Source organism: Psychrobacter sp. CMS30, from assembly GCF_904846565.1.
Lineage (GTDB): Bacteria > Pseudomonadota > Gammaproteobacteria > Pseudomonadales > Moraxellaceae > Psychrobacter > Psychrobacter maritimus.
Genome location: NZ_CAJHBF010000027.1, coordinates 1 through 24,603, shown reverse-complemented (window position 1 = coordinate 24,603; position 24,603 = coordinate 1). Strand labels below are relative to the sequence as shown.

Annotated in this window: 17 protein-coding genes; 13 read left to right on the top strand and 4 right to left on the bottom strand. The window is 42.7% G+C overall.

Annotated elements, in window-relative coordinates:
* Positions 1–89: 89 nt before the first annotated feature.
* The 8 genes from JMX94_RS11880 (at position 90) to JMX94_RS13595 (ending at position 10,948) form a co-directional block, all read left to right on the top strand.
* A complete protein-coding gene (locus tag JMX94_RS11880) occupies positions 90–1,430 on the top strand; it encodes an MFS transporter (RefSeq protein ID WP_201565664.1) in 1,341 nt (446 codons plus the stop codon).
* A 259-nt stretch (positions 1,431–1,689) separates the two neighbouring features.
* Positions 1,690–2,328, top strand: a complete 639-nt coding sequence (gene coq7 / locus JMX94_RS11875; protein WP_227673630.1) for a 2-polyprenyl-3-methyl-6-methoxy-1,4-benzoquinone monooxygenase — start codon at positions 1,690–1,692, stop codon at positions 2,326–2,328.
* 276 nt (positions 2,329–2,604) lie between these two features.
* Positions 2,605–3,792 (top strand): hypothetical protein, encoded by a 1,188-nt coding sequence (locus tag JMX94_RS11870; protein WP_201565660.1) that lies wholly within the window; start codon positions 2,605–2,607, stop codon positions 3,790–3,792.
* Between the two features lie 356 nt (positions 3,793–4,148).
* Entirely contained in the window at positions 4,149–4,799 is a 651-nt protein-coding gene (locus JMX94_RS11865; RefSeq protein ID WP_007394843.1) for an IS1595-like element ISPssp3 family transposase, read from the top strand.
* 216 nt (positions 4,800–5,015) lie between these two features.
* Positions 5,016–7,580 carry a triacylglycerol lipase gene (locus tag JMX94_RS11860; RefSeq protein WP_201565658.1) on the top strand — a complete coding sequence of 855 codons (2,565 nt, stop codon included), beginning with the start codon at positions 5,016–5,018 and terminating at the stop codon, positions 7,578–7,580.
* A 626-nt stretch (positions 7,581–8,206) separates the two neighbouring features.
* The gene (locus tag JMX94_RS11855; protein WP_201565656.1) at positions 8,207–9,712 is read left to right on the top strand and encodes a cytochrome ubiquinol oxidase subunit I; all 1,506 of its coding nucleotides are present in this window, start codon (positions 8,207–8,209) and stop codon (positions 9,710–9,712) included.
* Positions 9,712–10,728 carry a cytochrome d ubiquinol oxidase subunit II gene (gene cydB / locus JMX94_RS11850; RefSeq protein ID WP_201565654.1) on the top strand — a complete coding sequence of 339 codons (1,017 nt, stop codon included), beginning with the start codon at positions 9,712–9,714 and terminating at the stop codon, positions 10,726–10,728. Before JMX94_RS11855 ends, cydB begins: the two co-directional genes overlap by 1 nt.
* Before the next feature lie 103 nt (positions 10,729–10,831).
* The gene (locus tag JMX94_RS13595; protein ID WP_372829867.1) at positions 10,832–10,948 is read left to right on the top strand and encodes a DUF2474 domain-containing protein; all 117 of its coding nucleotides are present in this window, start codon (positions 10,832–10,834) and stop codon (positions 10,946–10,948) included.
* Between the two features lie 109 nt (positions 10,949–11,057).
* On the opposite strand, the gene murU is transcribed toward JMX94_RS13595, so the two are convergent.
* Both murU and JMX94_RS11840 read right to left on the bottom strand, forming a co-directional pair.
* Positions 11,058–11,786 carry an N-acetylmuramate alpha-1-phosphate uridylyltransferase MurU gene (murU, locus tag JMX94_RS11845; protein ID WP_201565652.1) on the bottom strand — a complete coding sequence of 243 codons (729 nt, stop codon included), beginning with the start codon at positions 11,784–11,786 and terminating at the stop codon, positions 11,058–11,060.
* Positions 11,787–11,906: 120 nt separating this feature from the next.
* A complete protein-coding gene (locus JMX94_RS11840; protein ID WP_201565650.1) occupies positions 11,907–13,016 on the bottom strand; it encodes a phosphotransferase in 1,110 nt (369 codons plus the stop codon).
* Between the two features lie 447 nt (positions 13,017–13,463).
* Between JMX94_RS11840 and JMX94_RS11835 the strand changes: the two genes are divergently transcribed.
* The 3 genes from JMX94_RS11835 to JMX94_RS11825 all read left to right on the top strand — a co-directional run bounded on the left by JMX94_RS11835 (position 13,464) and on the right by JMX94_RS11825 (position 19,112).
* On the top strand, positions 13,464–16,604 hold the full coding sequence (locus JMX94_RS11835; RefSeq protein ID WP_201565648.1) for an LPS-assembly protein LptD: 3,141 nt from the start codon (positions 13,464–13,466) through the stop codon (positions 16,602–16,604).
* Between the two features lie 198 nt (positions 16,605–16,802).
* On the top strand, positions 16,803–18,221 hold the full coding sequence (locus tag JMX94_RS11830) for a peptidylprolyl isomerase (protein ID WP_201565646.1): 1,419 nt from the start codon (positions 16,803–16,805) through the stop codon (positions 18,219–18,221).
* Between the two features lie 231 nt (positions 18,222–18,452).
* The gene (locus tag JMX94_RS11825) at positions 18,453–19,112 is read left to right on the top strand and encodes a S24 family peptidase (RefSeq protein WP_201565645.1); all 660 of its coding nucleotides are present in this window, start codon (positions 18,453–18,455) and stop codon (positions 19,110–19,112) included.
* Positions 19,113–19,438: 326 nt separating this feature from the next.
* Here JMX94_RS11825 and JMX94_RS11820 read toward each other — a convergent pair whose 3' ends face one another.
* The gene (locus tag JMX94_RS11820) at positions 19,439–20,572 is read right to left on the bottom strand and encodes an endonuclease/exonuclease/phosphatase family protein (protein WP_201565643.1); all 1,134 of its coding nucleotides are present in this window, start codon (positions 20,570–20,572) and stop codon (positions 19,439–19,441) included.
* A gap of 511 nt (positions 20,573–21,083) precedes the next feature.
* Here JMX94_RS11820 and asd point away from each other — a divergent pair.
* Complete coding sequence (gene asd, locus JMX94_RS11815; RefSeq protein ID WP_201565641.1) at positions 21,084–22,217, top strand: aspartate-semialdehyde dehydrogenase; 1,134 nt, start codon at positions 21,084–21,086, stop codon at positions 22,215–22,217.
* 76 nt (positions 22,218–22,293) lie between these two features.
* Here the strand turns inward: asd and JMX94_RS11810 are convergent, their stop codons facing one another.
* Positions 22,294–23,031 carry a heme-binding protein gene (locus JMX94_RS11810; RefSeq protein ID WP_265088961.1) on the bottom strand — a complete coding sequence of 246 codons (738 nt, stop codon included), beginning with the start codon at positions 23,029–23,031 and terminating at the stop codon, positions 22,294–22,296.
* A 282-nt stretch (positions 23,032–23,313) separates the two neighbouring features.
* Here JMX94_RS11810 and tgt point away from each other — a divergent pair, with 282 nt between their 5' ends.
* Positions 23,314–24,465 carry a tRNA guanosine(34) transglycosylase Tgt gene (gene tgt / locus JMX94_RS11805; protein ID WP_201565639.1) on the top strand — a complete coding sequence of 384 codons (1,152 nt, stop codon included), beginning with the start codon at positions 23,314–23,316 and terminating at the stop codon, positions 24,463–24,465.
* Positions 24,466–24,603: the final 138 nt, after the last annotated feature.

Here is a 24,603-nt window from a genome sequence, read left to right as displayed (position 1 = left end):
TTGATACTGTTGATAATTGTTTATATATCAATCACTGCATTTTACCTTGTTCTCACTATACTAGCTGCGACCCATCTGTAGGAATTTTCATGGCCAATCAGTTTCAATTATTTAAGCGCCGCCGTTTTAGCGCCATGTTTTTCACCCAGTTTTTGGGCGCGTTCAATGACAATATTTTTAAGCAGGCGCTGATATTGGTGCTGACTTACACCGCTGCCAGTCAGCTGGGCATGGAAGTCAGTATCTTAAATAACTTAGCGGCGATGTTGTTTATTTTGCCGTATTTTTTATTTTCAGCCTTGGCAGGTCAAATCGCCGATAAGTTTGAAAAATCAAAACTGACGCGATTGATTAAATTGCTTGAGATATCCATCATGATCATTGCCGCAGTAGGCTTTGTCTTTGAATGGTATGCGCTATTATTTGTGGCGCTGTTTTTGATGGGGACACAATCGACGTTTTTTGGTCCGATTAAGTATGCCTATTTGCCGCAAGCGATGAAAGAAGATGAGCTGGTCGGTGCCAATGGTTTGTTCCAAATGGGCACCTCGCTTGCCATCTTGCTTGGTATGATTATCGCCGGGGTATTGACCCAGATAACACAGCCGCTATTTTGGATTAGTGTCACTGTGTTATTTGTAGCGGCGATAGGTTATTTTGCCGCCCGTTTTATTCCTACCATGCCAGCGATGCAGCCTGACCTGAAGATTAACTGGAATATCTTTACCACCAGCATGGCGACGGTGCGCTATTTATACTCCTTGCCTTTTTTATTCTTTGTCATACTTGGTAATAGCTGGTTTTGGTTTTATGGGGCGACGTTTTTGACCCAAACCCCTGAATTTAGCAAAGTCATTTTACATGGCGATGAGTCAGTGGTTATTTTCCTATTGACGCTATTTTCGGTTGGCGTATCAATTGGTTCGCTGCTGTGTAAATCTTTGACCAAAAACCAAGTCAGTCTGCGCTTATTACCCTTTGGTATCGCTGGTCTTAGTATATTTGCGATTGATTTATATTTTTCTTTATCAGGATTAAATATTGATGTTAATACCGAGGCACTACTTGGTATTGGTGATTTATGGGGTATGAGCGGTAGCTGGCGTGTGTTTGCCGACTTATTCCTTTTGGGCTTTAGTGGCGGCTTATATATCGTGCCTTTATATGCCTCTATGCAAGCTTATGCGCCAAAAAGCCATCGTGCACGCATCGTCGGTGCCAACAATATTTTTAATGCCATCTTTATGGTCAGCTCGGCAATTTTTTCGATTGTGGTGTTAAATGCGTTAGGTCTGACCCTACCGCAATTGTTCTTAGTCACCGGTATATTAAATCTTGTCTTTGGGATATTTTTATACCTGAAACTTAATAAACATATCAAACAAGCGGTCATCCAAACCCATGATGACGAACGTAATCGACAAGATTAAAGATGTTGGCAATATGAGCTAATAGCCCTGCGAATAGATATTATAAATAAATCATCAAGCTATTAGTTTTGCTGCCGACATTCTACATTGTTTGTTATAGTTGTTTGCTATAGTAAGGCTTATCAGCAAATCAGGCAGCTTACAAACAGTGCTGGCTATGCACATAAAAGTGCTGTCGTAAGAAAAATGTAGATAGCTAAAACCTGTTAATCGTAAATATATTTATAATAAACACAGCCATCAGGAGTGAACCATGGCCCTGCGTCCCTTATCAAAAATTGATCAGCTGTTACTTGGGGTGGACAAGGCATTGCGAGCGGTCGTGCCGCATTCAAATCCTAGCACCCGCCCCCTGCCCGTGAGTAGTGATGATATTCCTGAGCTCAGTATTACTGAGGCGCGTCATGTCGCAGGATTGATGCGTATCAACCATACTGGCGAAGTATGCGCTCAAGGGCTGTATCACGGGCAAGCGTTTGCGGCAAAAGACGATAACGTCAAGCAAGCGATGCAACAGTCGGCTGAAGAAGAAGTCGATCATCTGGTATGGTGCGAGACCCGTTTGGATGAGCTTGGCAGCCACCCTAGTATTTTTACGCCATTATGGTATGGCATGTCTTTCGGGCTTGGCGCGGTAGCAGGTGCTATCTCCAATGAGTTTAGTTTGGGCTTTGTCGCAGAAACTGAAGCGCAAGTCAGCGAGCATTTGCAAGACCATATTGGGCAATTACCACCACAAGATAAACGCTCAAGAGAAATACTGGCGCAAATGGACATTGAGGAATTGCACCATCGCGAGCTGGCACTGGCCAATGGCGGCGCGGCATTGTCGCCACCGGTACGTCATACTATGCGCTGGATGGCCAATCGCATGAAAGCCACCGCTTATCATCTATAACCGTTTATCCTCTATAATAAGCACTAGTATATAGCCACTATTATATTAGGATAAGTCTTTGCTATAACAGCTAGCGATAACGGGTTATTATTCATTTTTAACAATCCTACTACTGTTAGCACTCAGATTAATTTGCTAGGGTATGAAAAATTTGTACGATTTTACGGAATGCTAAGACATAACCACTAATCAATGGATGGATTGATAACTAACAATTCAGTAAACAAAATGATTATTAAATAAATTGATTATTAAATAAATAAGGTAACTATTTTTATGAAAGCGATTAACCACCCTACCACCTCTCACAAAGCGCCGAAGTTTGCGACTTTAACTGCATTAGCCGCTGCCTGTGCCATGATGCTATCTGCCCCTGTTCATGCAGCAGAAGCTGATACCGCAACAGCAACAGCGGCCTCTACTAGTACCGCAGTACCTAGCGCAATCGATTCTACTAAACGTGTAATTCGCTTAGCCAAGCCGAATACTGCTGTCAGTACGGCTCAAACTGACGCGCAAGCGAACACGGCTATTCCACAAAACAACGTTCAGCAAAATAGCATTCAACCAAATAACGTGGCGCAACCAACGTTTACTCAAGGCAACAATGCGCAACAAAGCAATGTTCAACAGACTAACGCCCAACCAAACCGTGCGCCTTTAAATACTACTCACATGGCTCAGCCACCAGCCGTACCAGCACCAAACGCCCCTGAACTGACAGGCACCACACGTGTTTATGAGCGTGGACCAATGACTGCAACGGGTATCGATTTACGTAGCGGTCAGCTGCCAAATATCCCAGCACCGCAAGTTAATATCTCAGATATCAGCTTTGTGCCGACCGTGCTAATACCGCAGCAGCAAGGACTTGGTACCGATAAGTTGGACGTCAGCTTACTCGATGACTTTATTAAAGAAGTATCGCCAAATGCGCGCCATTATCCGCCAAACTTCCCTAACCGCACCCAGCGTCATAACGCCCGTGAAAAAATCAAAGTCATGACCGAATGGATTGAGCCATATGCCAAAGCGCCAAATGCTTCCTATGACGTCTTGATTCGTGCGGCCAAGCTTAATGGTATGGGACGCAACTTAGACTTAGGCTCAGAATATACAGTGCGCGGTGGGCAATATGTCGATCGTGCGATTAAACTGAAACCTAATAGTGGTGAAGCCAATTTCATCTATGGCATGATGCTCTCAGAAGGCGGCGGCTTTAAAGAAGGTCAGAAATATCTCGATCAAGCAGTCAGCCTAGGCTATACCGAAGCAGAGCAAAGCTTGGCGCAATCTGACGTATTAAGTGATCGCCGCGATAAAGCCTTAGAGCGCTTACGCCGTTTAGCACAACAAGTGCCTGACAATGCGGTGATTCGCCAACAAATCAAACTTATCGAAGATGGTAAGTTCTATATTTGGGATATCCCTGCACCAGATGTAAATATTAAACCAAGTACTTAATAAAGAGTTATCTAAGTATTGGTTGTTTAAGTATTGATAGTTTACATATCAAGCAAAGTAACATTCATTACTAAAAATCGCGTTTAAATCCTTGTTATCAATCATTTGAGCGCGCAACTCTAGCGTCTTTGTTTTATATTGCTATGATGGCAGTATAAAATAAAGACGCTTTTTTGCGTCTAATACAAACGCTAAGCCAACTATTACTAGATTATTTACGGATTTATTTATTCGCTAAGCACGCGCCTTGCACCGAACTGGTAATTTTTATTTTTTAACCTATGCTATTTTTTTCAAACACTTAGTTAAATATTAAGGGGCTGTCCTAGATAAGTAAAATTATTTAGGATAGCACTATGAGAAAGAGTAAACTAAGTTGGTATAAACAAAGCAGACTAATCGAGTTATTTGTTGCCGGTTCTACCGCGAGAACAGCAGCAAGCCTAATTGGTATTAATAAAACGACAGCCAGTTATTACTTTCATAGGCTAAGACTGCTTATTTACGAGAATAGTCAAGACCCTGGTCTATTTGAAGGCGAAATCGAAGTAGACGAATCATACTTTGGTGGAACTCGTAAAGGCAAGCGAGGGCGAGGTGCTGGTAGCAAAGTGCCCGTGTTTGGTCTATTAAAGCGTAATGGCAAGGTCTACGCTTGTATTATACCCAATGCTAAAGCAGATACTTTGATCCCCATCATAAGAGAAAAAGTGAAGCCTGATAGCATTGTTTATACTGACTCATTTAAAAGCTATAACGCATTAGATGTCAGTGAGTTTACTCATTATCGTATCAACCACTCCAAAACCTTTGTTAATGACAAGAATCACATTAATGGTATAGAGAACTTTTGGAACCAAGCTAAACGGCATCTACGTAAGTTTAACGGAGTTCCAAAAGAACATTTTCACCTCTATTTAAAGGAATGTGAGTGGCGTTTTAATCACAGTGACCCAAAGTCGCAATTACTACAATTAAAACAATGGGTTAAACAGGGTTTGAACTAGTTATCTAGGACAGCCCCAATATTAAACTCCAAGCGCTTTTATTTGAGCCCCACAATGCGGCATTAAAAACCGACGGTATTTTGCGATATTTGAATATAAGCCATCAAATACGATAGGCGCAGCACAAAAGTTACGCTACACTCATGCTGATATATGAATGAGTGATTTGTCATTTATTCATGATGCATTCCTGACTATTATTCACTGGAATTACCTATGATTTTCGCTGACCCTGCCAATGCGGCACTGACGCCAACCTCTAAAAATAAAAAACCTATCGCTCTATTGGCGGTAGTTGCAGCAATGGCAATATTGCCCGCTTGTAGTACTGTTTCTGTCAATAAACAGGCGTCGGCCAAGACCATTTCTGCTCAGCGCGGCAACATCGTCACCGATAAAAAACTCAGTAGTGATACGGCCTCGGCTTTATTGTCAGCAGGGCTCAACGAGCAAGCTTGTATGCAGCAGTTTGATCTGTGCCTAACGCAGCTTACGGACAGCATGCTCAATGAGCACTATCGTCCAGCGTTGGCGGTATTTGCCGAATTGCATTATGCCAAAGCACGCCAGCTCGCCGCGTCCAAAGACTGCCGCAATGCCCTTGCCCGCCCACCACTTGACCCTTATTATGCCAATGCGCCTTTAAGCGATGATGATGCCAAAGCACAGCAAAAAAGAACCGATAGCTGCTTGGTTGGTTATCAAGGCAGGCTTTTTGATGCCATCAAATCCAGTTATACCTATTTATTTTATGACAGCTTAGAACATGACTTTGAAGGCGCGGATAAAGAGATCGCTCGGTCGCAGGCGAAAAGCCGTATCCCAAGCGATGTGGATATCCAAACCCAAGATATTTATAACGCCGCCAGTAACGATGTCATCACCCAGCTCTATCAGTCGGCTGACGGCAGCAATAAAATGATGGGCAATACCAAAACAGAATATTTACCAACGACATCAAATAGTCGTCATAACAGCGAGCAAGCCGCGATTGCCAATCGTACCGCCGTAACCGGTCAGCCAACTGATCAAATCAAAGTCATGAAAATGCAAATAGACGACTATAATCTCAATGTGTATTTGCCCAATGAAAATAACTATCTAAAAAACGCCAATCAACAAACCTCTGCCTTAGCGGATTTGGTCTCGACCTACGAGCTGCGCCTCTCCGGATTGAACTCCATTAGTAAACGCCCAGGTTTGGGTATCAGCTTGGTCGCCTCACTAGATGATCGCTATACCACCACCATTCGCCAACTATTGGTGTCCTCGTTGTCAGGCAGGCTCAATCAAGAAGCCAGCCCTCAAAAAGCCCGTAATGGTAATGCAGATGACAGCGCAAAGGATGATTTAGTAAAGGACAACTTAGCAAAGGCAAATGTAGACAGCGATGATGCCAGCACACGCATTTATCCAACCGGGCATTTACTGATGACCGGTTTGATTAAGCCTGCTGGTGATAGCGTGCTCGATACCCTGAGCAGCAAGCAGCTCGATATTCATTTATATAACCCGTACCGCAGCGAGAGCGCTAATATCTTGGGCGATGACTATCCGCTTGCCGCCAACTTTTCGGCAGGGTACGGTTTATGGCTGGCAGAAAATCAGCTCGATGGCGTCGGTTATTTAAACTTGATTACCCGCCAAAAAGAAGCCAGCTTACCAAAACTCTTTATGTTAGAGCCTTATGACCCTGACAAGCGTGTCATCATTATGCTACATGGTTTGGCATCAAGCCCAGCAACGTGGGTCAATTTGACCAACGATATTTTTAATGACGATAAATTGCGTAATAATTATCAAGTTTGGCAAATTTTTTATCCAACCAACTTGCCTATACTAGAAAATCGTTACCAAATTCAAAAGCTCATCAATGCAACTTATGAGCAAACAGACCCTAAAGGGCAAAATATTGCTAGCAAAAATAGCGTCATTATTAGCCATAGTATGGGCGGTATCATTGCCCGTATGATGCTCTCTGATGAGAACTTGGTCGATGACTTAGACAGACTGGACGACCAAAATGTCCTGTCAATGAATGAGAAGCGCAAAATACGTGACGCGCTGAAAGAATCATTTGGCCAACAGCAGCTACGAGAGCGTTTTGAGCTAAAAGCCTTACCGCAAGTCGATACAGCAGTATTTTTATCGTCGCCTTTTCGTGGCACCGATTATGCCGACCGTTGGTTTACCCGTGCGCTACGCCGCATTGTTTATTTGCCCGTCGGTTTGGTAAAAACAGTCACTGATAACTTAGCAACGCTTGCCATTCAAGGCGACTTGGCACAAAACCCGCTCGGTGCGCTATATCTACAAAATGGTGCCAGTCAATTAAGCGACAAATCTTCTTTTATTCAATTAACCAAAGACATCAGTATCAATAAGCGCATCACCTATCACTCAATCATCGCCAATAACGATGCGGATATCACCAAAGGCTTGGCAGAAATGCAACCCGCCGGCGCCAAGCTCGATTTATCGCGTGAGATAGCAGAGGATGACGACAGTTTAACTAGAGCTATCGATTCCGATACTACCAATGAGCTCTTAACGGATAGCGATGAGTTACCAGGTCAGCCGCTTGTTGCCGCAGTGACGGTCGACGGTGAGATTGGCCAAGCATTAACCGAGCAGCTCTCGGACGGTATCGTACCCTACACCAGTGCGCATCTTGATGGTGCAGCGTCGGAGACGGTGATTAATGGTGGTCATAGCATTCAAGAAAACCCACAAACCATTTTGACCTTACGCCGTATTTTGCATCAACAATTACAGCAATAAAACAAAGTATTAGGACATGAATAGGGTTTTACTATTAGCTAGGCGCCCACACCTAGCTAATAGCACACACCCTCAATTTTTATTACTCCTAAAAAGGTAAACGCCTATTGTTAAAACATGTATTTTCATATTACTGTTATGTATATATTGATAACAATATTTAAACAATGGCTGTTATTTGAAATTTATTTAACTAACATTGTAATTACTTTATGACTAATAGGTGTGCGATAACCAGATTGTGCAACTTGCGTGTACGAATGGGCGGGCGCATAATACTTAAGTACCAAATATCAGCAATACCGTCATTTGATGAATATTTAATAATTTGTAAGGATATGAATTATTTACTTTAGCTAAATAGTAACTAATTAGTAATTATAAACTAGTAGTTATGAAGGTATAGCAGCGATTACTGCTTAGATGACTGATTAGTAGTTACTAAGGCATAGCCGTTATTGACGCTATGTTAGCCAAAGGTTTTGTCTTAACCACATTTGCCGCTAAATAATACTTAGCCATTGCCCGTAATAATGAGCGCCCTGATTGATGGACGGTTACGGACAGTTACTTGAGCGTATCATGGAAGCCAGCGCTATTCAGCTAACAGATAAGGGTAACCGTTTATGTTTGCTACATTTATGATTGATCAACTTGATGCGTTGATGCTCGCGCGTATCCAATTTGCCTTCGTTATCTCATGGCATATTGTTTTCCCCGCTTTTTCTATCGGACTTGCCAGCTGGCTGACGGTGCTTGAGTATCGTTGGCTGAAAACCGGTGAGCCTATTTATGCCGAAGTTTATAAACACTGGGTAAAAATATTTGCCGTGGTGTTCGGTATGGGTGTGGTTTCGGGCGTGGTAATGTCCTATCAGTTCGGTACCAACTGGGCGGTGTTTTCAGACAGAGCCGGTAATATCCTAGGTCCGCTACTCGCCTATGAAGTATTGACAGCGTTTTTCTTAGAAGCCTCTTTCTTAGGCATTATGCTATTTGGTTGGGGACGGGTAAGTAAGCGTATGCACCTTGCCTCAACCGCCATCGTCGCCATCGGTACGATGATATCAGGATTTTGGATTTTGGCCGCCAACAGCTTCATGCAAACGCCGCAAGGCTTTTTGATGGGCGCTGATGGGCTGCTATATCCAACCAATTGGCTTGAGATTATCTTTAACCCATCATTCCCTTACCGCTATGCGCATATGATGACGGCAGCATTTTTGACCACCGCCTTTGTGATTGGTGGTATTGGTGCTTATTATCTACAGTCCAAAAAACATGCTGAACATCGACAACACGGTCGCGTCATGCTAGGCATGGCGATGATTATGGCGATATTTGTCGCACCAGCACAGGTACTGATTGGTGATATGCATGGTCTAAACACTTTAGAACATCAGCCAGCTAAAGTAGCGGCGATGGAAGGTCTGTGGGAAAATGAGCGCGGTGCGCCTCTTGTCTTATTTGGCATTCCAGATCAAACAGCGGAAAAAAACCATTACGAAATTAAAATCCCCTATGTCTCAGGTTTAATTTTAACGCATTCATTAGACGGTGAAGTTAAAGGACTTAAGAACTGGGCACCAGAAGATCGACCTTACGTTCCTATTGTTTTTTGGTCATTCCGTATCATGGTTGCTATCGGCATGTTGATGTTGCTCGTCGGTCTGTTTAGTCTTTATAAGTACTTTAAAAAACAACAGTTCAACCCTGAGAGTAAGCTATTTCACCGGGCATGGATGATGATGACACCACTTGGTTTTATCGCGCTACTTGCTGGCTGGTTTGTGACCGAAACGGGTCGTCAGCCATGGACAGTATATGGCGTCATTCGTACCGCTGAGAGTATGTCACCGGTTGCGGCGCAGCAAGTTGCGACAACCTTGATTGGCTTTATCGTGCTATATGTCTTTGTCTTTGGGGCGGGCAGTTTTTATATCCTACGTCTGATTGCCCAAGGACCAAAACCGTACGAAGATCCGTCAGAAGATCAGTTCTATGAGCATTCTGTCACTGAAGGACAAGGTCGTACCTTGAGCGGTGATAAGCAGGCGGCTGATAAAACCAAAGGGCGTGAAGGCAACTTGGATAAACCTGCTGACGATGTCGATGATGGAGGGTTACGCTAATGTTTAACTATGGTGATGTATTAGATTTACCCTTAATTTGGGGCGGCTTAATTGCTCTATCTGTGTTTATTTATGTCTTGCTTGATGGCTTTGATTTGGGCTGCGGTATTCTGTTCCCATTTGCGGGCTCCGATAAAAACCGCAGCCGCATGATGAACTCTATTGCCCCTTTTTGGGATGGCAATGAGACTTGGCTAGTGCTCGGCGGAGGTGGTTTATTCGCCGCCTTCCCTGTCGCTTATGGCATCATTATGACCGGCCTTTATTTGCCCGTCATCTTTATGTTATTTGGTTTGATTATGCGCGGTGTGGCGTTTGAGTTCCGCTTTAAAGCCACCTCGCACCGCTATGTGTGGGATAGCTTCTTCTTTATCGGCTCTGTCGTGGCGACTTTTGCCCAAGGTATTATGCTTGGGGCATTGGTACAAGGTTTAGAAGCCAGTAATCGTTTATATACCGGTGGTCCTTTTGATTGGTTCTCACCTTTCTCAATTATGTGTGGCTTTGCCTTGTTAATTGGCTATGCTTTATTGGGTTCTACGTGGTTAATTATTAAAACTGAACATACCCTACAAGTATGGGCACGTAAAGTCTCAGGCTGGCTGCTCTCTGCTTTAATCGTGGCGATGATTGCGGTAACGGTATTTATGTATTTCTCAGGTATTGATGCGCTTGAAGGCTGGTTTAGTTTCCCAGGTCTGCTGTATCTTGCTCCGATGCCCATTATCGTTGTGCTGTTATTTTTCTTGATGCGTAAAGATTTGACCAGCGAACGTGAATATCGTCCGTTCTTATTGACTGTCGCACTATTTTTGATGGGCTATATCGGGGTTTGTTTTGCCATATTCCCGTATATCGTACCGTATCAGATGACCATCTATGAAGCTGCTGCTGCCGATACTTCGCTATCCTTTATGCTCATCGGTGCCGGTATTATGCTGCCAATCATTTTGAGCTACACCGCTTTTGCTTATTATACCTTTAAGGGCAAAACTGACCATGAGCATATGTATTAAAGCAGAATAGCGTTGGCTATTATCTATTGCACATAATGGATAATAGCTGTGCTTGGCTCAATAAGCTTAAGAATACGTTATGGGAGATTACGGAGAAATAGTTATGAAAAAGCTCAGTAAAAAACAGTCACAATGGGCATGGTTTATTGGCTTATATGTGGCAGGGTTTTTGGTTATCTTTACGATTGCACAGTTAATTAAACTGGCAATGGGCGTATAAAACGTATCCTTTTACCTATATTCCTATATCCATAAAAAAGCAGCGCTGAATATTATAATATTCAGCGCTGCTTTTTTATTTGTTTGAATGTTAACTGTCATAGAACAGTTTATGCGCCGCGATGATTATCGACGCCGTGAGTTTCGATAAATTCATTCACTTGCGTTAGGCGTTCAGGCGTACCAACATCTATCCAATTGTCTTTAATTACTTCAGCGGTAATTTGAAACTTTAGCATTGCCTGTTTTAGCAGTGGTGCAAGTGGCGCTGGCTGCCCTGAGACCAGTCCATCAACCAGTCTAGCTGATACCACGCTGATACCCGCAAAGGTATATTTGTCGGCATCAGCAATCGGCTGCTCGCTTGCCAGTCCATTATTGATCGCGAAATCACCGCCATTATTATGCTCAGGATTATCAATCAACAATAAATGAGCCAATTGGTCAGGCCCCAGCGTATAGTCCTGCAACTGAGCAAAATCATAGGTCATCCAAACATCAGAGTTGACTAAGATAAAGGGCGCATCTTGCAGCTTGCCTGTTTGTAGGGCGTTAAAAATCCCGCCAGCAGTCTCAAGCGGCTCATCATCTTCAACCGACCAATGCAGCTTGACGCCATATTCGGCTCCATCGCCCAATGCCTGCATCAGCTTGTCCGCAAGCCATGACGCATTGATAGTGATATCAGTAATGCCAGCAGCTTGTAGCGCTTTAATATGCCAGACAATCAATGGCTGCCCGCCGACTTCAACCAAAGGCTTTGGCGTCTCAAGTGTTAGCGGACGCAGGCGCGTACCCTTGCCAGCCGCCAAAATCATTGCTTGCGTTATTACCGACATACGCGCTCCTTATTGTTGGCTGTCTTGCTGCCTATTGTTAATTATTGACTTTTAAACACTATAAAGGCGGTTGATGTTTTAACCACTTTTACTTTATTAATGCTATTTAGATGTACTTATTTAGATATATTGTTGTACAAATTTACTTTGATAAGCAGGCAAGATAATCTCTCGCAACCATTCATTAAACGGGCCGACTGCCTGCTTCATATCAGGATTACCATATTCTGCCAGCCATTCTAGCTCAAAAATTAAGTCACGCATGACTTTTGGAATATCGGCCAAATAGCGACTTTTGCCATCACGTTCAAATAAACGGATAAAAATACCCAACACTTTTAAATGCCGTTGTACACCCATGACATTGACATCGTTTTCAAACTGAGCCGCATTATCAGCGGTCACAAGCCCTGCCTGCTTTTGTAATTGCCAACAATCCTGCACCCAACTTGTGATTTGACTCTCCGGCCATTCTACATAGGCATCTCGTACTAACGATACCAAATCATAGGTATACGAGCCTACTACCGCATCTTGGAAATCAATGACGCCTAAGCGCGTATGATCTGCCTGGTCTTGCATAAGGTTGCGACTGTGATAATCACGATGCACTATCACCTGCGGCTGTGCCAAAATCTCAGCTATTAAAGCAGCTTTAAGATTTTCCCATAGCGTCTCTTCAAGCTCCACGCCAATATAAGGGATAAACCATTCGCTAAACAAATCCATCTCACGGGTTAAAAGTGCCTTATCATAATCTGGCAATTGGTGCTCAGCTTTTGCGGTGGCTACTGGCACTGCTTGCAAGTCTACTAAGGTACGCATCGCCAATTGATAATAATCATTAATCTGCACAGGCGGCGCATCTACCAACAGATGCGCAAACTCTACCGCCCCAAAGTCTTGTAATACCAAAAAGCCTTTTTCTATATCTTGGGCGACCAGCGTTGGGACATTGATTACCGGTGACATCAGCTTTGCCACATTAATAAACTGCTGCAACGCCTCTTGTTCATCAGCAGAATCCATGACAATATAGCGCGCCGTTTCTGCCTCATTATTGTCAAGTAGCTGGATACGGTGATATTGGCGTGCGCTGGCGTCACCGGGCAAACTATCAAGAATGAATGGTTGATTGGCAAATACTTCTTGCAGCCATTGTTCTAATTGCTGCTGGCGAGTAGCGGGTACGCTAGGTTCTAACATAGTTTTATCGGTCATAAAAAGCATCGCAGGTTAAATATCAGTCGTAAATGACTAAAGTAGTGATAAGTGGGGCAAATAGTTGTTAAAATAGGAAGCGCTTGGCTTAGCCTAACAACGGCTCTAAGCAAATTAATTTCGGCTGTAAGCAAGTTAATTAATGCATCGAGCCATATTATATTACTCAGTATAGATCTAGTCTGTCTATAAGCTAATAACTATAAGCTACTATCTAAGCAGTCTATTAACAATAGCTCGCCCAGTTATATTTAGCTATATGATAAATTTTGCTAAATAGTGTAGCTGATTTGGTTTTTTTTGACTATGATTAGTCGTCATTATACGTAAAACGTTCTGATTTTCGAGATTATCGTATGAATTACTGGTTTATTAGCCGTTAAATACCGCTAAAATACTCCTAGTAATCTAATGATCGCAATCCAATAGGCTCTACAATCATACATAGGTGTGCCCTTGTTATATTCTCCGCTTTACCAAAGCATCCGTTTGATTTTATTTGGCGCCTTAGGCTTATCAAGCCTAGCCGTCAGTGCCGCTATTAATAATGATGCACAGATAGATACGCAGACCACTGAGCCGTTAGCGGTCGATAGTGCTAGCGCTTATGCCCCAAAGGTTGCGGCTGACGTCAATAACAATATCAATAACAACATTGATACTGTCAATCAAGACGTCAGTTATCAAAGCGATTATAAGCAAAATACGGGCTATAACAATACCAATGGATTAACTAACAACATAGCAATAGAAGATGCAGCAGCTAGTGTTAATCATATAGGGACAAATAACTCTGTAGCCACTAATTCTACCTTTAACAATGATAATAATTTAGATAGTAACACTATCGATATCACAGAAATTAATGACAGCAGTGATAATAATAATGCTAATGCTAATGCTAATGACAACAATCAAAATAATGCCGCTGCGCCAGTAGATAGTATTACTACAGCTGAGACTAAAGTTAACAACCGCCAAGTTAACGACAGTGATGAAAGTATCCAAGAAAGCCTCAGACGCTTGGCAGAATTTTATGAATTAACACCTGAAACTGACCCTGAAACGTTAAACAATAATAGCAATGCTAATGTAGCAGATAACAACCAAAGCGCTATTCAAAATACGTTTACCGCGCAAACCATTCCGGCCGTAGGCAACGACTTAAAGCTGCTACCAAATACTATTGACAGCGCCCAACGCTGCGAAGGTCAATGGGTCTACCCCAAGAAAAACCCCAATTATCAACGAGCGGTTAATGAAACAGGCGCAAGCAATGGCCAGCCAGCACCCAATCTAAACGGCATTCCGAATAATCAAGCACCGCTATTTGCCGAGTCGGATTATGGTTACTATGATAATGTCGATTATGCCGAGCTATCAGGCAATGTCATAGTTGACCAAGGCACCCAGCATATCGAAGCGGACAAGATTGTTCTAGACTTGACCAATGGTGTGGCAGCAGCGCAAGGTAAGGTGATGTTTACCGATCAAGCCAATGGCAATCCATCTACTCTTCCACTCCAAGCTGGAAACACTCAAAACAATAATGCCAAAAATAATAAGACCAGCCTTACGGATAAAGCGTCAAAAGGTGGTCTCATTGGGGTTGCTGACAGCTTAAACTATAATACTGAGACTGGACAATCAACGGCCCAAGACGTGGCCTTTGCCAGTGTAGAGCTACAAGCACACGGTTATGCCAAGCGCTTAAATCGACCGAATGAGACACAATACGAGCTTGATGAGGTGATGTTCAGCACTTGCCCGCCCACCAACCGAAAATGGCAGTTTGATGCCAAAAGTATCGACTTAGATACCGAAACCGGTCGCGGCGAAGCTTATAATACGACCTTCCGTATCGCTGATGTGCCTGTCTTCTATTTGCCTTATTTTAACTTTCCTATAGACAATCGACGCAGTAGCGGATTTTTACTGCCCAATGCTAGTATCAGTAGTGAAAGCGGTCTTGAGGTTGACGTTCCTTATTACTTTAATTTAGCGCCGAATTATGATGCGACGCTTAATACCCGTATTTATACCAATCGCAACCCGATGCTCTCAGGTGAATTTCGTTATTTGACTGAAGAGTATGGCGAAGGTATTTTTAATGGCTCATATCTGCCCAATGATAAAGAGTATGACGGCGAAGATCGCAGCAGTTTGTTTTATGATCATTATTGGTCATCTAAAAGCATTCCGCGCTTAAGTGGTGATGCAAAATACAGTTATGTATCTGATGCTGACTATCTTAATGACTTTGATACCTTAGGTTTATCAGACAATACCTTAAACCTACCACGCCGTGCGCGGGTTAATTATTATAATGATTATGTCAATGGCGAGTTAAAGGTAGAAACTTTTCAGACGCTAGACGCCATCACCAATAATGGGCAGGTATTACAAGATAAAGATAAGCCTTATTCGCGCTTGCCGCAGCTCAAGCTTGACTATCGTTTACCGTGGGCAAAAAGCTTTGATATCACCGGCGTTAGTGATACCGCTTATTTTAAAAAGTCTATCGATGACGGCTCTGAAAATGAAAAAAGTGGCACGCGGATTTATAATAAACTCAGCGCTGTTTACCCCATGGAAAGATCTTGGGGCTATATTAAACCTAAGCTCAGCTTACAGCATCTGTATACCTCTTATGATGAAGACAGCTTAGCAGATAACGAGCTTAATAAAGACGATGGCAGCCAGTCAGTATTGGTGCCACAGGCCAGTATTGACGCCGGTTTGTATTTTTACCAAGCAGGTTCACCTTTTGGTGCATTTGACGATACCTTGGGCGGTTATCGCTTATTAAGTCCACGCTTAAAATACACCTATTCGCCCTATAAAGACCAAAACGAGATTCCTAACTTTAATACCCGTGTTGCCTCTATCAACTATGAGCAGCTTTTTTCGGACAGCTGGTTTTTAGGGCATGACCGTTTGCAAGATTTGCATGCCTTTACACCCGGTATTAATTATCGTTACATCGATGCAACGGGTGTGACACGTTTTGATGGTAGCATTGCAGAGCAGTTTTACATCGATGATGGACGCGTAACCCTTGATCAAGATAAACCCATCCTGACATCATCGTCTTCAGGAATGGTATGGGATACCAGTACTCAGCCTTATAATAACGTCTGGATAGACATGAGTGGCGCCCTTACCAATAGCTATGATTTAAACTATATCACCACCGAGCTGCGTTATCAGCCGTCTGACAACAGCTTATTTAACGTCGGTTTTGTGAAGCGTATGCGTGATGAAAACACCGACCAATTACCCTTATCTGCATTTACCGCGTCAGCAGTATTCCCTATTAATAATAACTGGCGCGTATTGGCGCAAGGTCAGTATGATTATAATCGTGATAAGATGCTTGATTCGTTAATTGGTGTCGATTATGAGGATTGCTGTTTTGGTTTTGCCGTTTATGGTCGTCGTTACTATAATGACTTAAATATCAAAGACAAACCGACGCAAGCGATTATGGCAGAAATCAGACTTAACGGTCTTGGTAGCGGCAGCAGCCGTTTAACGCGCTTGCTTTCTGACAAGGTGTTAGGATTTGAGCCAGTTCAAAGCGCATGGAAGGATTAATAAAGCATCGTCTATACGATTAGATTAACGTATGATTGATGGCATTATTTATAGACTGTTATTTGTGATATAACAGTCTATAGCATTGTTTTTACCCTATTTATTATAGACAACCTTAGCCGCTACTTGAATATTCAAAGTATCGTCAAGAGGCTTAACCGATTACCATCCGATGCAATGACATTGATGAGGAGCATCATGAGATTTTTTTCTTTAGGTCAAACTAGCCGAGCTGTATTGCTTTCTATGACTATGACTGGCGCTATTGCTCTAAGTTTTAGCGCACAAGCAGCAACCGTGAAGCCTGCAAAAGCACAAGCCTCCCAAGCAGCTCAAGCAAATGCCGCAGCTGGACAAAATAGCGTGAACCGTTTGACGCCTGCCAATAGTACAGACGGCATCATTGCATTGGTTAATGAAAATGCTATTTTAAAAAGTGATTTAATCGCTGCTATCGCGCAAACCCAAGCACGTGCTCAAGCGGCTGGTGAACCGATTGCCAATTCAGCACAGCTACAGTCTGAAGTGTTAAACGCTCTTATCTTGCGCGAATTACAGCTGTCTTTGGTGAAACGTGTTGGCTTAAATCCTGATGAAGCCGCGATCAATCAACGCTTGGCTCAAATCGCCCAAGCAGAAGGACTAAATAGCATTGCTGCATTGCAGCAACGTTTAGACGCTGCAAAACCGGGCAGCTATGCTACTCTACGCGCGCAATTGATTGAAGATGCCGCTATCCAAGCTTTGCAACAACGCCAAATCTCTAGCCGTGTACGTATCAGTGAACAAGATATTGATGCATTTTTGGCATCTCCTGAAGCCAAGCGCTTAAGTCAAAGCGAATATCAAACTGTCCATGTGCGTATCCCCTATATGGATGACTATAGCCGCTTGTCAGAAGCTCAACGTAATGAGGCATTAAAAGTCGCGCAGCGTCTACGTACACGTCTACAAGCACCAAATGTTGATGTGACGGAAGCTATCGCAGCAAGCCAAGGCAGCTATCCTATTCAGTTGCAGGGTGGCGATATGGGCTTTCATAAAGCGGCAGCCTTACCGACTGAACTGGCAAGCGAAATCACCAAACTTGAGGTCGGTGCTGTGAGTGCGCCTTTAATCACGCCTGAAGGCATTGATATCATCAAACTGGCTGATAAAAAATCCAGTGATACCATGCTAGTACCGCAATGGAATACCCGTCATATCTTAGTCAAAGTCGATGAGCTGCAAACGGATGCCCTTGCAGAACAAAAAATCAATGATCTCTATGCTCAATTACGTAATGGCGCCGACTTTGCTAGCCTAGCCTCGACTTATTCAGATGATCCTGGCTCAGCAGGACGCGGTGGCGATTTGGATTGGGTTGGTGAAGATCAAATGATTGGTCCGTTTGAAGCGATGATGAAAAATACTGCGGTCGGCGATTATTCTGCACCATTCAAAACGCAATTTGGTTGGCATATCTTAAAAGTCGAAGGTAAGCGTCAACAAGATGTCAGCGATGAGTATCGTCGTAATATGGCACGCCAAGCGCTATATCAGCGTCTTGCCCCACAAGCCAAAGAAGACTGGCTACAAGAACTGCGTGCAGGCGCTTACATTCAGGTACTTGGTTAGTTAGGATTAAGTTAATCAAGTATGAGTTAAAGTGCTTTATAAAAAAAGGGTATATGCCAATGCATATGCCCTTTTTAATGCCATAAAAACTTATATTATATTTCATCATCTTTAATTCCCTATTATTATCTTTTTGGCTATCTAAATAGTAGCCGTTTGTTAATAGTCAATTTAATGAATCAAGAATGAACGACAGTATTATTCAAGCATCAAAAACCAAAGTGATTATCTATGAACCATACAGCAGATAGAATTATAAGTAGAATGTCTGAGCTTAAAGTTACACAAGCAGATATTAGAAGAGCCACAGGTGCTGGTAAAGCAACCATATCTAGTTGGATCAAAGGTGATACGAAACCCTCAGGTATGTATGCTACTAAACTCGCTTCTTTTTTACAGTGCCATACAGATTGGCTGATATTTGGTCGCGAAGCTACTAACAACAGTTATGAAGCAGATAAATTACTACCTATAACAGAAATAGCAGAAGCAATGATTCCAGTCATCACATGGGATACAGCCAACAATTATAATGATTCCATAATTATGAACAGCATAATATCATGGATTCCTAGGCATCAGCATTTGTCTAAACAAGCATTTGGATTAGTAATACATGGTAGAAGTATGTATCCTGAATTTAAGCCGAATGACATCATTTATATCGAACCTGAAATCACGTCGAAAGACTTAAGAGACGGTGACTTTATTCTTATTCAGGACGATGATGGTAAGTCGCCCATCTTGAAGCAACTCATTATAGGTAATAACCAAGATGATAAGTATCTTAAGCTAATTAATCCAGATTGGGCAACTGAAGCAATGGTATCTATGGATACATGTTTACTGGTGGGAATCGTTGACAGTAAATTAGTGCGCTATAGAAACTGACAATACAAAACTATTGAGTTATAGGCAAAGAAAAGCCCCGAACCTAGGGCGATGGGTTCAGGGCTATGGCGTTTCATATTATTGTTATTATCTCTTCCGTGTTGACTCATCCTAAGTCACAAACAGTACTCTATAAGACAGCGGGCTGACCTGTGCTTTTATTAGTACTGCCTCAACACTACATCCTTGCGTATCCTTGTGTTGATGGTTGTATTCTAGGCCAATTGATTGAGAACGCATAGAGGCTAATGACCTTATTTAGCGTAAGCATTTGCTTACGTCGCAATCGTTTAATTCGTGCCCTTTATAAAAGTACTTGAACCATCTTAGCAATCGCTCTTCTCTTCTGCTTCTGCGTGCTCTTTCGATACTTTACAGCCCTCTTTCTTGCCTGCTTCGATGGTATTTTTTGCCTCTTTAACATCTTCTGCTTTTTCGGTAGGCGCATTGCTTTGTTGTTTACTCGCCTGCTCTGGCTCATATTGTAGTGTCGTCATCACCGGAAAATGATCAGAGCCAATAGACGGCATACGCTTGATATCGACCACGGTAAAGCACGCACTGTGGAAAATATGGTCTAATGCCCAGCGCAAAAATGGGTACTTAACATGAAAGGTATTGATAAAATGGCGCCCGATACGCGGGTCTAACAAACCCGAGATACGCTGAAAGCGACGGGTGGTTTTTGACCAAGCAACATCATTTAAATCACCCGCCAAGATAGCGGTCTGGTTATTCTCTTTGATATGTTTTCCAACCATCAATAGCTCAGCATCACGGGTCGTAGATTTATCCGCTTCTGTCGGACTGGGTGGCATCGGGTGTAAGCAGTATAGCCAAATGATTTGTCCGCCTTGCAAGCGCATCTGCGTATGAATAGATGGTATGTCGTCTATCATCAAATACTTCACTTCAGGATTTATCAGCTCAAGCTTGGAGTACAGGTGCATCCCATACAGATTGTCTAATGGAACTTTTACCGTATAAGGATAATCTGCTTCAATTTGATTGAGGGCTGTTTCCCATTTCTTATCGGTTTCTAAAGTTATTAAGATATCAGGCTGTTTGTCTTTGACCAAATCAACCAGTTTTTGGGTCTGATCATTAGGGGTCAACACATTTGAAACCATGATTTTTAACTGACACTCCTCAACTTCCGGCTTATCTTTGGCATTTTTTACTCCTTTTTTCCACAGTTTGGTATAGGGCAATACCATACGCAGCTGAAAGGCCAAAGTGATGCTCAAAACGATAAACAGCAGCCACTGCCCAAGCTGCCATTCCGCGCCAAATGCCAGCATACCGACCCATGCAATGATGCCCAATATCATGATTTGGATACGGGGGAACTCAACGCCGCGCACCCACCAATGATCAAGTGGTAGCCAGCCCCAAATGGTAACAAATGCAATTAGCCCCGCTAACCACTGTGCGCCATAATATAATAGGGAGAAATCCATAATGTGTATCGACCGTTTCTTAAATGAATGATGAAGCCAATGATTGTATTAATTAACTGTTTGCACTAACTGACAGTGACCGGATTCAATTTATTGGTGTCTAAACCCTCGTTATCTAAATTGTTGCTGCCTAAATCGCCACTACCCAAACTGCGCATAGCAAAAATCTAATATCAAGTTGAGTAATAGCTGCTTACTTTAGCATTTCAGAAGTCCAACGCCTACTATTGAACATAAATTACGCCATAGCCACTATAAAAAGTTACAATCTAAAGCGCTTTATAAACTACCATTTTAATCAACAATAACTGTCATAAATAGTTCGCTGCATAATAAGCTGCAAGCTTTATTGTTATTATATTTATAATCATCACTCAGCGTGATAGTGAACATCATACTTACTGTCTATAAAACACTGGAAACTTTCTAAAAAACCTTGCTTTTTGGGGCTATTCACGGCATTGTTATTGGTTGGCGATGCAACAATTTATTGTAAAAAGGATTAAGTTTCATGAGTAATTTAACAGTAGGCTTGGTAGGCTGGCGCGGTATGGTCGGGTCAGTATTGATACAACGTATGCGTGAAGAAAAAGACTTTGACGGTATGACGCCGGTGTTTTTTTCAACCAGTAACGCCGGCGGCAACGCACCAAGCTTTGATGGTATCAAGACCAGCCAACTAAAAGATGCTCATGATATTGCAGCACTTGCTGCTTGTGATGTGATTATTACCTGCCAAGGTGGCGACTACACCTCAAAAGTACATCAACCACTCCGCGATAGCGGCTGGACTGGCTATTGGATTGATGCGGCAAGCACCTTACGCATGGAAGACGACAGTATCATTATTCTTGATCCCGTCAACCGCAGTGTCATTGATAGTGCGCTGGCAAATGGCAAAAAAGACTTTATCGGTGGTAACTGTACCGTATCACTGATGCTCATGGCGATTGGTGAGTTATTTAATAAAGGCTGGGTCGAATGGGTCAGCGCCATGACCTATCAAGCAGCAAGTGGTTCTGGTGCCAACAACATGCGCGAGCTTATCGAAGGTATGGGCGTACTCCATGATGCCGTTAAAGATGAGCTTGCCAATCCTGCCAGCGCTATCCTTGAGATTGATAAAAAAATCGCCCAAACTCAGCGCTCAGATAACTTTCCAAAGCAATACTTTGGCGTACCACTAGCAGGTAGCTTGATCCCTTATATCGATGCGCAGTTAGAAAACAAACAGTCACGTGAAGAATGGAAAGGCGGCGTTGAAACCAATAAAATCCTTGGTAATTCTGAAGCAGATAAGATTGCCATCGACGGTATGTGTGTCCGCGTGGGTGCCATGCGCTGTCATGCTCAAGGTTTAACGATTAAACTTAAAAAAGACATCCCGCTAGAAGAAATCGAAGCGGCATTGAAAAACAGCGGTAATCAGTGGTTAGACGTGGTCGAAGACGATAAAGAAGCGACTATCAACCGTTTGACACCTGTAGCAGTGACCGGTACTTTGACGGTCGCCCTAGGACGCCTGCGTAAGCTTAATATGGGTCCTGAATATCTAGGCGCGTTCACTGTCGGCGACCAGTTGTTATGGGGCGCAGCTGAGCCATTACGCCGTATGCTAAATATCATCCGCGAGCAAAACAGCTAAATTAATTGGCTTAAGCTTAAATAGAAAAAGACAGCGCTTGCTGTCTTTTTTTTGAGTCATTTTTGTTATTAATGAGTCATTTGGACTGATAAGCAATCATCACTTCATTGCGGCGCAGAAACGGTAGTGTCCAAGGTGGATTGTAACGTGCCAATTCAGGTGTACCTGTTATGGTTAATTTTTGCGCCTGCATCCAAGATTGCAACTCCTCAGTTTTAGCAGCAACCTTTTCAGCACCAGCCAATCCTGGAAACTTAATAACGCCATAAGTTTGCGCTGGCACTTCTACAATCTCGATACTTGGATTATTAGGTTTGGGTAGCGTCTGCATAGTGTATTGGCTTGGCATGGTAAATTGTACGCGCCATTTATCATCAGTCTGTTGCTGGTGCTCTTGTTTAATAGACACAGGTGCGGTCATCGCGATTTTTTGCGACGCGCCATTTTTCTTAGTGTCAGATTGCTTTTCTTCAAACTTCATGGCGACGGGCGCTGTCATACTGATTTTACTACTCTCCCCGTTTGATGCCGTATTATTACCAAAGATATAGTCCGCTAATATCTTAAACCCTTTACGACTGGCCTCATTTTGGTCACCAGATACCCAAGTCTGTGCTGCCAACTGCTCACCGTAACGACGCAATTCAAACTCATCATTTTGCGACAAAATCGTATACTTTGGCTCTTCGGTTGCCATAGCTGCTCCTGGTAGCAATAATGTACTGGTTAATAACACGCCATTTAATAGCGTTCTATTTAATACCATTCCATTTAAAAGCGAATGTTTCGATAATAGGTAGGTTGCTTTGCTCATATTATTTCTCCGCCGTGCAAAAATAGGCTTCAATACTATTTAATTTGCAGCAGTTATTTATTTACTGTAGCAATATCTTGGCAGAACTGTCTGTGTCTTTTGGTTATAGCGTGGCAATAAAAAAGATTAATCTTTCAAATTAACTTTAAATATGCTTAGGCTATTTTATAGCTTCTTTTGCTATCTATTCAAATTGACGCTACCTTAAATATCGATGTCCAAAAAAATGCCTAACAATGCTATAATTGGCGCTATTTTCTTAGCTTAAATAGCGGTTAACTTATGCAATTTGTCTTACATAAAACAGCCAGCGGCATCACGCGTGCGCGCCGTGGTACGGTTCATCTCAATCATGGCGATGTACAAACGCCGGCCTTTATGCCTGTAGGTACTTACGGTACCGTTAAAGGTATGTTACCTCGTGATATCGAAGCGATTGGCGCAGATATTATCTTGGGCAATACTTTTCATTTATGGCTGCGTCCCGGTACGGATATCATTGATAAATTTGGTGGTCTGCATAAATTTATGCATTGGGATAAACCTATCCTTACTGATTCAGGCGGATTCCAAGTATTCAGTCTGGGTGCGATGCGTAAAATTACCGAAGAAGGCGTTAACTTTAAATCACCCATTGATGGCGCAAAAGTATTTTTATCGCCAGAAAAATCGATGCAGATTCAATATAGCTTGAACTCAGATATCGTCATGCAGTTCGATGAGTGTACGCCCTATCCTGCTACTCATGATGAGGCGAAAAAATCTCTAGAGTTATCACTACGCTGGGGACAACGCTGCGTTGATGAGCATAATAAACTTGGCAATACCAATGCGTTATTTGGCATTATCCAAGGTAGTATGTATGCCGATTTGCGTAAGCAATCACTTGAAGGTCTGCTTGAGATTGGCTTTGATGGTTATGCCATCGGTGGTTTGTCTGTTGGCGAGCCAAAAGAAGAGATGATAGACGTTTTAGACTATATTGCAGATGATATGCCAGCTGACAAGCCGCGCTATTTGATGGGTGTTGGTAAGCCTGAAGACCTCGTTGAAGGCGTACGCCGCGGCGTCGATATGTTCGATTGCGTCATGCCGACCCGTAACGCGCGTAATGGTCATTACTTTGTCGCAGGCGACGCTGAAAACGCAGGCGTGGTACGTATACGCAACAGCCAATATCGCACGGATGAAGGTCCATTAGATCCTGAATGCGATTGCTATACCTGTCAAAACTTTAGCCGTGCTTACTTATCACATCTTAATAAATGTAAAGAGATGCTAGGCGCGCAATTAGCGACCATTCATAACTTACGTTACTACCAACGTTTGATGCAAGGTATCAGAGACGCGATTGAACAAGATACCTTTGATGAGTTTGTGAATGAGTTCTATAGCAAACGTGGACAGACGGTTCCTGAACTTAATTTACGTTAGGCGTTGTTAGGACTATTCGAGACACTTAACGACGATTAAATAGATTAATTAACATACAAAAAGGGCTTATTATTAATCTTAAGCCCTTTTTGTTTAGCTGGAATTTTTATTACCTGAAATACTAACTATTAATAATCA

Excerpts from the sequence above, each read along its gene's own strand:
- JMX94_RS11880 (WP_201565664.1), top strand. The coding sequence starts at position 90 with ATGGCCAATCAGTTTCAATTATTTAAGCGCCGCCGTTTTAGCGCCATG.
- JMX94_RS11870 (WP_201565660.1), top strand. The coding sequence starts at position 2,605 with ATGAAAGCGATTAACCACCCTACCACCTCTCACAAAGCGCCGAAGTTT.
- JMX94_RS11865 (WP_007394843.1), top strand. The coding sequence starts at position 4,149 with ATGAGAAAGAGTAAACTAAGTTGGTATAAACAAAGCAGACTAATCGAG.
- JMX94_RS11860 (WP_201565658.1), top strand. The coding sequence starts at position 5,016 with ATGATTTTCGCTGACCCTGCCAATGCGGCACTGACGCCAACCTCTAAA.
- JMX94_RS11855 (WP_201565656.1), top strand. The coding sequence starts at position 8,207 with ATGTTTGCTACATTTATGATTGATCAACTTGATGCGTTGATGCTCGCG.
- cydB (WP_201565654.1), top strand. The coding sequence starts at position 9,712 with ATGTTTAACTATGGTGATGTATTAGATTTACCCTTAATTTGGGGCGGC.
- JMX94_RS13595 (WP_372829867.1), top strand. The coding sequence starts at position 10,832 with ATGAAAAAGCTCAGTAAAAAACAGTCACAATGGGCATGGTTTATTGGC.
- murU (WP_201565652.1), bottom strand. The coding sequence starts at position 11,786 with ATGTCGGTAATAACGCAAGCAATGATTTTGGCGGCTGGCAAGGGTACG.
- JMX94_RS11840 (WP_201565650.1), bottom strand. The coding sequence starts at position 13,016 with ATGCTTTTTATGACCGATAAAACTATGTTAGAACCTAGCGTACCCGCT.
- JMX94_RS11830 (WP_201565646.1), top strand. The coding sequence starts at position 16,803 with ATGAGATTTTTTTCTTTAGGTCAAACTAGCCGAGCTGTATTGCTTTCT.
- JMX94_RS11825 (WP_201565645.1), top strand. The coding sequence starts at position 18,453 with ATGAACCATACAGCAGATAGAATTATAAGTAGAATGTCTGAGCTTAAA.
- JMX94_RS11820 (WP_201565643.1), bottom strand. The coding sequence starts at position 20,572 with ATGGATTTCTCCCTATTATATTATGGCGCACAGTGGTTAGCGGGGCTA.
- asd (WP_201565641.1), top strand. The coding sequence starts at position 21,084 with ATGAGTAATTTAACAGTAGGCTTGGTAGGCTGGCGCGGTATGGTCGGG.
- JMX94_RS11810 (WP_265088961.1), bottom strand. The coding sequence starts at position 23,031 with ATGAGCAAAGCAACCTACCTATTATCGAAACATTCGCTTTTAAATGGA.
- tgt (WP_201565639.1), top strand. The coding sequence starts at position 23,314 with ATGCAATTTGTCTTACATAAAACAGCCAGCGGCATCACGCGTGCGCGC.